The 11,473-nt window shown below is 38.1% G+C and carries 2 protein-coding genes; both read left to right on the top strand.

The window, feature by feature from the left end:
* The first annotated feature begins 37 nt into the window (after positions 1 to 37).
* Positions 38 to 970: a cyclopropane-fatty-acyl-phospholipid synthase family protein gene (locus tag FJR06_RS20545; protein ID WP_015078936.1), complete on the top strand. Its 933-nt coding sequence runs from the start codon at positions 38 to 40 to the stop codon at positions 968 to 970.
* A gap of 36 nt (positions 971 to 1,006) precedes the next feature.
* Positions 1,007 to 11,455, top strand: a complete 10,449-nt coding sequence (locus tag FJR06_RS20540; protein WP_168652169.1) for a non-ribosomal peptide synthetase/type I polyketide synthase — start codon at positions 1,007 to 1,009, stop codon at positions 11,453 to 11,455.
* Positions 11,456 to 11,473: the final 18 nt, after the last annotated feature.

The following is an 11,473-nucleotide window of genomic DNA, read 5'->3' as shown; positions in this document are numbered from 1 at the left end:
GCGTCAAAAATTTTTAATTGATAAATAGGAGAGTAAAGTGTTGGAAAATATTGGTAAAATCCCCTTCAACTATGAATGGCGCAATCGCTGGATAATCATCAAAGAATTTATCCAGAATCCACTTCAAGAACTTTGGTTTTTACGAGATAAATTTGAGGTATCTGAACTTTATACTAGGATAGCTAAACGAGAGTGTGATCTTCACGATCCCAATGTTCCCCAATGGCTCAACTTTGGCTATTGGCAAGAGGAAACGACTTATAACGGAGCCTGTGCTGCTTTAGCCCGGAAATTGGGAGAAATTGCCAAACTTAGCCCTGGAGACAAAGTTTTAGATGTCGGCTTCGGTTTTGCTGAACAAGATATACTCTGGGTGCGTGAAAACAATGTAGATGCAATTACTGGGATAAATACGACAGAAATACAAGTAGAAATTGCTCAAGAACGAGTAGCTAAGGCGGGATTATCTGAACGTATAAATCTTCAGGTGGGTTCGGCAACTAACATTCCTTGTGAGGACAATACTTTTGATAAAGTTACAGCTTTAGAATGTGCTTTTCATTTCAATACTCGTGAAGATTTTTTTGCGGAAGCATTTCGAGTTTTGCGCCCCGGTGGAAAGTTAGCATTAGCTGATTGTCTGCCAAGAGTAGGACGAAATATTGACTTTTGGCTGCGCGTCAATAGCAAGAAAATGTGTATTCCTTTTGTTAACCAATATGACCGCAATATTTATGTTGAAAAACTCAAAAAACATGGATTTGTAAATATCCAAGCTGTATCAATTAGTGAATATGTTTGGCCTGCTGCTGTGCGTTACTTTGCTGAGTCCAGTAAAGGCATTAGTAAACACGATTTAGTGATCAATCTCCAGCAAGATAATCCAGGTCTTGAGGCTTGGTCGAGAGATAGAGGTTGGTTTATGGCTTTTGATGATTATCTTTTATTTTCAGGGGAAAAACCGGATTAGATATTACCAGACAATCAAAAAATCGCGGACAAAAGCATGGCTCAAAATACAGATTATAAAAAATTAATAGCTACAACCCTCACAAAAATGGAGGCGATGCAGGCTCGCATTACTGAATTAGAAACTAGACAAAGTGAGCCGATTGCTGTTGTGGGAATGGGTTGTCGTTTCCCTGGAGGAATCAGTTCTCCTGAAGCTTATTGGAACTTTTGTCAAGCTGGACTTGATGCAATTGTAGAAGTTCCTCAAAGCCGTTGGGATATCTCAAAATTTTATGCTCCAGAGCCTACTCCTGGCAAAATGAACACTCGTTATGGGGGATTTTTACAACAGGATATTACAGAATTTGATGCCCGTTTCTTCTCCATATCTTCCCGCGAAGCAACTTCAATGGATCCTCAACACAGGTTATTACTTGAGGTGGCGTGGGAAGCGTTAGAAAACGCCAATTTACCACCAACTAATTTAGCAGGCGATCGCGTGGGTGTGTTTGTCGGTATCACTAGTGTTGACCACGCGATGACAGTCTACAAAAGCAAGTATGATGAAATCGATTCTTTTTTTGGTACAGGAAACTCCCTAAGTGCAGCAGCAGGTAGGTTATCTTATTTTCTCAACCTCCGCGGACCTTGTATGTCTATTGATGCAGCCTGTGCTTCTTCATTGGTTGCACTTCACCAAGCTATTCGCAGCTTGAGAAATCATGAGTGCAAAATAGCCTTAGTAGGTGGTGTCAATCTCATCTTAGATCCGGCAATTACGATTAACCTTTGTCAGTCGGGGATGATGTCTCCCGATGGTCGCTGCAAGACTTTTGATGCGGCTGCAAATGGATATGTGCGGGGCGAAGGATGCGGGGTTTTAGTTCTCAAACGCCTGTCTGTCGCTGAAAAAAATGGCGATCGCATTCTCGCATTACTACGGGGGTCTGCGGTCAATCATAACGGTGCAGCCGCCGGTTTAACAGTTCCCAGTGGCCCCGCCCAACAAGATTTACTTCGTCAAGCCTTAGCTGATGCTAGAGTCAAACCCCAGGAAGTCGGTTATATAGAAGCACATGGTACGGGTACTTCTTTAGGCGACCCCATTGAGATGAACGCGATCGCTGCTGTGTATGGAGAGCGATCGCAACCTCTTTACGTCGGTTCAGTTAAGACTAATATCGGACATCTCGAAGCTGCCGCAGGGATAGCAGGCACAATCAAGACAATTCTCGCCCTCCAGCATGGTGAGATTCCGTCTCATCTCCACTTCCAAGAACCCAATCCCCTGATTAATTGGCAAGGATACCCGATCAAAATTCCTAGTCAAGCCATACCCTGGTCGAACAATGGCCAAGTCCGTATCGCTGGAGTCAGTTCCTTCGGTTTTTCTGGAACCAATGCTCACATAATTATTGAACAAGCACCTGCTGCCAACATACCAGAAATTAAACTGCAACGTCCCAGCCATCTGTTGACGATTTCTGCTCATAGCGAAACGGGTTTAAAAGAACTAGCACTACGTTTTCACACCCGCTTAGAGTCTCATCCAGAGATGGGAGATATTTGTCATAGTGCGGCAATTGGTAGGTCGTCTTTACCTGAACGTTTAGCGATCGTTGCAGATACATTGACAGAGTTGCAACAAAGATTAGCAGCTTTTGCTGAGGAAAAAAATATTGATCATGGGATTTTTTATCGACGTTTTACAGGAGAAAAATACCCTAAAATAGTCTTTCTTTTCACTGGTCAAGGAGCTTGTTATGCGGGTATGGGTAATCAACTTTACCAAACCCAACCGACATTTCGCCAATATATTGATCAATGTGCAGACATTTTAGGAAATTATTTAGAGTTTCCACTACAACAAATATTATTTGGCGATCGCACAGATTTACTCAATCAAACTGCATACGCTCAACCAGCTATATTTGCTCTAGAATATTCACTTGCCATGTTGTGGCAATCTTGGGGAATCAAACCTAGTTTACTAATTGGCCATAGCGTTGGTGAATATGTTGCAGCTTGTATTGCAGGAGTATTTAGTTTAGAAGCAGGTCTAGCATTAATTGTTAAACGTGGGCAATTAATGCAAACTGCACCTCTAGGAAAAATGGCTTCAGTTTTTGCAGATGAAGCTACGGTATCTGCTCTCATTCAAAACTATGGTAATACAGTTTCCATCGCGGCTATTAATCATCCTCAACAAATTGTGATTTCTGGGGAAAGTAATAGTATTGATGAGATTGTCGCCAACTGCAAAAGCCAAAAAATAGCCGTTCAATTACTATCTGTAAATGGGGCTTTTCATTCTCCATTAATGGAGTCAATCTTAGATGATTTTGAAATTGCTGCTCGTGAGGTTTCGTATCATCCTCCTCAAATTCTACTAGTTTCAGGAATTGATGGACAACCTTTAACAACTGCGCCTGATGCAAGTTACTGGAGACAACAAAGCCGTCAAGCAGTGCAGTATTTCCAGAGTCTAATTACGGCGTTAAACAAAGGATATAACCTATTTTTAGAAGTGGGTCCAAGACCAATACTAGCAGAACAAGGCCGTCGTTATAACGATGACGCTATATGGCTTAGTTCTCTCAATAGAGGCTTGGATAACTGGCAGACGATGCTATCAGCACTTGCCCAACTCTACATTAATGGAGTTAATTTTAACGCCGAAAAATTCAATAAAGATTATGGCTATAGAAATATCCAATTACCAAATTATCCTTTTCAAAGAAAACGTTTTCAATTTAAATCTACTGTTTTATCACAATCAAGTTTGACCAAAGAAGTGCCTTTAGAAAGAGAGCTAATGGAGACTAATATGAATTTAGCAAAAGTTGCAAATATCAAAAAAAATCAGCAAGAAATCGGTAATAAATTAAAGTCTATCTTGGCTTTGCTACTTAAAGAAGATGAAAATGACATTAGAGATGATGAGACATTATTAAATCTGGGAGCAGATTCGATTATTTTGACCGACTTTGTTCGCAAAATTGAAGAAAAATTTGGCGTAAAAGTCAAGATAGATCAATTATTTACTGATTTACAAACAATTGACGAAATATCTATTTATCTATCTGATTATATTAAACAAAAACCATCAAATACATCTGATGAAACAGCAATAAATGATATTTTAACTAAAACCTCAGTTCAAGTATCTAATTCCGAGTCAGAATTAAATAATTATCTGTGGGTGATTTCCCAATTACAACCAATTGCTGTTGCTTATATCTTGAAAGCTTTAGAAGTATTAGGTAAAAGACTAAGTATAGCAGACACCTGGACAACAGAGGATTTATTACAAACCTTACCCATAGCCTCAAAATATCATATTTTAGTTAATCGTTATTTAAAAACTTTAGAGCAAACTGGAATTATTCAAAATCAAGGTAATGTATGGATAGTAAAAAGCCTACCTACGCCTTTTTCTTTACCAGAAGCTATAGAGAATCTGCAAACAATTTGTCCAGCAGCAAAACCTGAATTGGATATGCTACAACGTTGTGGAGAAAATTTAGCAGAAGTTCTCAAAGGAAATATAGATCCTTTAGAGTTAATTTTCCCAGCAGGTTCAGTTGTCCATGCAGAAAGTATATATGGCAATTCTCCTGTATCTCGTTTGATGAATCAACGAGTATCCCAAGCAATTAACTCTATTTTAAATAATTTTTCTAGTAGCGATCGCCCTTACCAAATTATTGAAGTGGGAGGTGGTACAGGTGCGACATCTGAAGCAATTGTTAATAATTTAAATCTCAATCATACAACTTATTTTTTCACTGAACTTTCTCCTGTTCTCCTCAATAAAGCACGGCAAAAATTTAAAAATAGGCATAAGTTTAACTTCAATCAATTAGATATTGAAAAATCACCCGTTTCTCAAGGGTTAACAGCGCATTCCTATCACATAGTTGTTGCTGCTAACGTGCTTCATAGTACCCGAAATATTACAGAAACACTCAATAATATTCGAGAACTACTAATACCTGGTGGTTACTTGGTATTACTAGAAACAGTAGAAAATAATTCATGGCTTGATTTAACTTTTGGACTCACACCCGGATGGTGGCGTTTTCAAGATAAAGAGTTACGTTTAGATACTCCATTGCTAAGTGGAGAAAGTTGGTGTGCTGCTTTAAAACGTTGTGGATTTGTCAATGCAGATATTTATTCTCAACAAAATAATATCAGCATCTACAATGGACAAGAGTTAATTATTGCTTCCACTTCTCCTGAAAGTGCTATTGATCACCAATCAAAAACAGTAGCTGTATCAATACCAACCTCTGGCAAAGAAGCTTTGATGATGGCTCAATTGCAATCTTTGAAAGAACTCAAAGATATTCATGAAAAAACTATTATCAAGCAATTAGAAATACTGCAATCTGCACCTGTTGCACCAAGCAATACACCAGAAGTTTTGTTGATTCAAACAGAAACTGCGCCTACTCCTAAAACAAGCAAAACAGAAACCACACCCCCTACCCAAAAAATTAGTTCTCCAAATTTGAATCCACTAGCTTTAAAACTGACAGAGAGTAAATCTTTAACCGAACAACAGCAAGCTTTCATCCAAAAATTAGAGATTGTTTATAATCAAAGAACAGCAAAATCCAAGGCATATTCGCAAAACAGCCGGAAGACAATGGTTGATGTGAAACCTACTATTGACTTCCGTATGGCTTTAAAAGAATTTCAGTATCCCATTGTTTCAGAATCAGCCCAAGGTGCATATTTTCGTGATATCGATGGCAATGATTACATCGACTTAGCGATGGGGTTTGGAGTTAACTTTTTTGGGCATAGTCCTGATTTTGTGTTGACAGAAATTCAGCAACAAATGCAACACGGAATTGGTTTAGGAATGCAGTCTAATATTGCAGCAGAAACAGCTGCTTTAATTTGTGAAATGACAGGTGTAGAACGAGTCGCTTTTAGTAATACTGGTACAGAAGCGATTATGGCAGCAGTTCGTATTGCTCGTTCTCGGACAAAACGCCAAAAAATTGTGATTTTTGCTGGTTCTTATCACGGTACTTTTGATGGCATTTTAGCCCGCGCTGGCGAGGAAGTAGGAACAGCTGAACCATTGAGTCTTGGTACACCATCAGGAATGGTTGAAGATGTTATAGTTCTTACCTATGGAGCGGAAGAAAGTCTAGAAATAATTGCAGAGCAAGCTGATAATTTAGCAGCAGTTTTAGTAGAACCTGTGCAGAGCCGTAAACCAGATTTACAGCCTAAAGAATTTATCCAAAAATTACGTAAATTGACTCAACAAAAAGAAATTGCCCTAATTTTTGATGAGATTATTACTGGATTTCGCATTACTCCAGGAGGAGCGCAGGAATGGTTTGAGATTGAGGCAGATATAGTAGTTTATGGTAAGGCGATCGGTGGTGGTTTGCCTATCAGTATGATCTGCGGTAAAGCAGATTTCTTAGACACAGTTGATGGCGGTTTCTGGAGTTATGGAGATGATTCCCATCCGCAAACAGAATTAACTGCTTATGGTGGTACTTTCTGTCGTCATCCCTTAGCTTTGGCTGCTTGTCGGGCAGTGCTTTTACATTTACGTGAACAAGGCGCAACGCTTCAAGAAACAGTCAATCAATTAACTAATCGATTAGCTATTGAGGTTAATCAGTTCTTTCAAGAAACAGGAATTCCTATCCGCATTGTTCATTTTGGCTCTTTGTTTCGCTTTGAATCTTCTGGTGCTTATAGTATTTTCCTCAAACCTATCGAATTACCACTTTTTTACTACTTATTAAATCTCAAAGGTGTGTATACATGGGAAAAACGAGTTTGTTTTCTCTCAACTCGCCATACCAATGAGGATATAAATAAAGTAGTAGCTGCTGTCAAAGAAGCGATTATAGAACTGCGACAAGCAGGTTTTTTCGCAAATGCTAAACCACCACAAACAAAGAAAAGAGAAGCAAGCGATCGCACTGAAGATGAAGATGCTAGGAATAATTTAAATCAGCAATTTCCTACCAGTGAAGCGCAACGTCAGCTTTGGCTATTGGCAGAATTAGATACAACCGCTTCAGCATCATATAATGTGACTACTTCCTTAGAATTGCGTGGTGCTTTAGATATTTCATCTTTACAACAAGCGATTAATGAAGTAGTCAATCGCCACGAAGCGTTGCGAACCAAAATATTAGAACAAGGCGAACTACAGGAAGTAATCAGTAGTGTCACAATTGACTTACCGTTAATCAATTTGATGGATGAAGATAACCCAGAAGCAACTGCTTTAGTATTGAGAACTGAGTTATCGCAAAAGCCTTTTGACTTGGGTGTTGCTCCTTTATTTGCGGCTGTGCTGATGCGTTTAGCACCTGAACATTATCTGCTAACTTTAAAAACTCATCATATTGTTGCAGATGGTTGGTCACTAGGGCTAATTTTGAATGAACTCGGCAAACTTTATTCAGCAAAAATTGGTGTTGCTACAGAATCTTTATCGCCACCAATGCAGTTTCGCAAATATTTAGCTTTGCGACAGCAAGAAGCGCAAAGTCCACAAATGCAAGAACATCGTGATTTTTGGTTAAAAACTTATGAGGGAGAAATCCCCATATTTGAACTTCCTACAGACTTTCCTCGTCCTGCTGTCAAAACTTACACAGGCGGTAGAGAAAGTAAAATTATTGCTCCTCAACTATGGCAAAATTTACAGACTGTAGGACGCAAAAATCAAGCAACATTATTTATGACAATGTTTGCTGCTTACACAGCTTTTTTGCGGCGCATTTCCGGTCATGATGATTTAGTAATTGGTATTCCCATTTCTGGACGACAAGTCGAAGGAAGCGAAAAATTAGTTGGCTTTTGTTCGCAATTTTTACCGATTCGTATCCAGACAGATGTCACTGCTTCTTTTGTTACACATCTTCGTCACACCAAAGAAACACTCATAGCCGCTTTTAAACACCAAACTCACGCCTTAGAAGAATTATTAGCAGCCTTACAATTACAACGAGATTTTTCGCGTTCTCCCCTGATTTCAGTCTCTTTCAATCTCGACCCTAAATTAACTTTACCTGAATTTGAAGGACTGAACGTATCGCTACCACCAGAGCCAATTGGTTACACTCCTTTCGATTTGGGCTTTAATTTCATCGAAGTCAATGACGCACTGATTATCTACTGCAACTACAATACAGAACTGTTTAAGCCGGAAACTATCAAACAGTTTCTAGAAAGTTTTGAAATTTTGATGCAGGGTGTAATTAAAGATGCCAATATTTTACTGTCTGAGTTGCATTTATTAACACAAGTGCAACAGGAAGAATTATTGGCAAAATTAACAGGTTCAACAATAGAATTACCCCAAAATTCTACAATCATTGATGACTTTATTGCTCAAGTTAAATCTACACCCGATGCACCTGCATTAATAGTTGAGGAAAAGACTCTTACCTATCGAGAATTGAATGAGAAGGTAAATCGTTTAACCAATTACTTACGTGAGAAATATAACCTTGGTGCGGGGAAGGCGATCGCACTCGCAATCGGACGCAATCAAAACTTAATTATCGCCATTCTGGCTACTTTTAAAACCGGGGCGATATATGTGCCGATAGACCCCCAATATCCTAGCAGTCGCATCGATTTTATTTTAAAAGATAGTGGCTGTCATCTCTGTCTTACCGAGAGTAATTTTATCTCCCAATTACCCCAAGAAATCGAAGCAATCTGCTTAGATAAAATCGACAATATTTTGACGGATTTTGACATAAATGAGCCTAATTTCCAACCAGACACTAACCAAATTGCTTATATTTTATACACTTCTGGCTCTACCGGAAACCCTAAAGGAGTCATGGGTCGTCACATTTCTATTTTGAATGTAATTCGGAGTTTACGACTGACATTTAACTTAAATAAACATCCTGAATGGCGTTATATCTTCACTGCACCTGTCACCCATGACCCATCTTTTCGTAATATTTTCCTACCTTTAACCATAGGTGCTGCTTTATATATGTACGAAGTACAGCATATAGGGCATTTAGTTTCATTTTTACAAGAAAACAAAATCAATGTACTGCACACAACACCATCTATTTACCGAGAAATTTTAGCTGTACTCGCACCCGAAGAAACTATCCCCACTTTAAAATATATCTCTTGCGGGGGAGAAAAATTAGACCGAGAAACTGCGATCGCTTTACGAAAACGCTTCCCTGCTGAAATTGTCAGCAATGTCTACGGTTCTACAGAAACTTGTGTAGGAGTATCTCAATATACAATAGACGACAACTTAAATACAGACGTACCTCTTGGTCAGGTTTTCCATAACAATCGATTATTTGTCTTAGATGAATTCAATCACCCCGTACCTCTGCACGTAATCGGTGAAATTTGCGTAGAAGGTGCAGCATTAGCAGTTGGTTATCGTAATCTTCCTGAAATTACCAGAGAAAAATTTCAACCCAACTTTTTAAATTCAGAAAAAATTCTCTTTAGAACGGGAGATTTAGGTAAACAAATTGCTCCAGGTGTGATTGAATTTATAGGGCGAAAAGATAATCAAGTTAAGGTCAATGGCTATCGTGTAGATCCAGGAGAAATTGAATACCAAATTAGCCGCTATGCCGAGATTGAGAAAGCAATTGTCTTACCTATAGAGGTAAATAACCAAATTCAATTATCTGCTTATTGTCAAACTGATAAAGATATAAAATTTTCTGAAATCAGAGAATTTTTAGCTAAATATTTGCCAGTTTACATGATTCCTAGTTCCTTTATCTTCTTAAAGCAATTTCCCTTAACTAAACATGGCAAATTTGACTTGCGATCGCTCATCGCTCTCAAGCCAACAGATCAATTAACACAAGTCTCTTATACTGCACCGCGTAATACTTTAGAATCAAAGCTAGTCCATATTTGGGAAAAAATTCTCACTAAACATCCCATTGGAATTTTTGATAACTTTTTTGAAATCGGCGGACACTCTCTGCTCCTTTCTAGAGTAGTCACTCACGTCCATAAAGAATTAAATGTATTAGTTAAATTAGCTGATTTCTTCAAAGTTCCCACAATTCTTGGATTAGCAGCTTTAATATCTAAAGCTCAATCTAACTATCAAGAACCCATACCAGCAATAACTCAACAAGAATCTTATCCCATGTCTCATGGACAACGCCGTCTCTGGGCTTTAGAATTCCTCGATCATAACCATTATGCTTACGGAATGCCAAGTGCTTATCAATTCAATGGTGATTTAAATATCGCTGCCTTTGAAAATGCTTTTAAAAAATTGATAGAACGCCATGAAATTTTACGCACTACGTTTACTTTAATCAATAACGAACCTCGTCAAATAGTAAACGAACAGGTAGATTTTGCAGTCAATCAAATAGACTTAGTAGATGATGAAAACCAAGCAGCAAAAATTGCTGAAGCTATTCGTAACAATGCCAAAACTACTTTTGATTTAGAATCCGGTCTTCTACTCAAGATTAATGTACTAAAGCTGAGTCAACAGAGTAATATAGTCCTATTCAATATGCACCATATCATTTCAGATGGTTGGTCAGCAGGCGTTTTAATTAAAGATTTTCTTGCACATTATCATGCCTATGGAAAAGAGAATGTAGAATTACCCCCACCTCTAAGAATTCATTATAAAGACTATACTTCATGGCAAAATCAGCAACTCCAAACACCAAAATTGCAAGCACAAAGGGATTACTGGTTACCTAAACTGATTCCTGCTCCAGCACCGCTTGATTTACCTTTAGATTATACTCGACCAGCCGTACAAAGTTTTTCTGGTTCTGTGGTTATCTGGAAGCCAAATCAAGAATTCATCAAGGATTTTGAGTTATTAACTAAGACTCAAGAAGCTAGTTTATTTATGGGCTTACTAACATTAGTCAAAGGTTTTCTGTTTCGCTATACCGAGCAGAATGAAATTACAGTAGGCTCTCCCATTGCTGGAAGAAATCATCCCGATTTAGAAGAACAAATAGGTTTTTATGTTAATACTTTAGTCTTGCGCGATCAAATAACAGTAGACGATAGCTTTGCTACTTTACTGGCAAAAGTGAAAACAACCACAATAGAGGCATATGATAACCAAGAATATCCTTTTGATAAACTAGTATCAGATTTAAATTTTAAACGCGATCCTAGCCGTAACCCTTTATTTGATGTTGTAGTTGTTCTGCAAAATAATCAAAATGTAGACCTAGCAATAGATGGAATTGCTGTTAATACCCTTGAGCAGGAACTTGTTACTGCTAAATTTGATCTAGAGTTCATTTTTGTGGACGAAGCGGAATTATATTTGAAGTTAATCTACAACACAGATATATTCGCTAACGAACGTATTTCATTGATGATAAAGTTGTTAGAAACTCTTCTAGAAGAAGTAGTCAAATCTCCTGACACACCATTATTACATCTGTGCGATCACACAGATAAAGCCTGTCAAGAAGATAACAGTCTTTTCGCCACAAATTTTAATTTTTAGTAATTTATACAAATAAAG

This window comes from Dolichospermum sp. UHCC 0352, assembly GCF_009711925.1.
In the GTDB taxonomy this organism is placed as follows: Bacteria; Cyanobacteriota; Cyanobacteriia; order Cyanobacteriales; family Nostocaceae; genus Dolichospermum; species Dolichospermum lemmermannii.
Note: the sequence above shows the minus strand (reverse complement) of the source record. Positions and strands in the feature narration are given on the sequence as shown.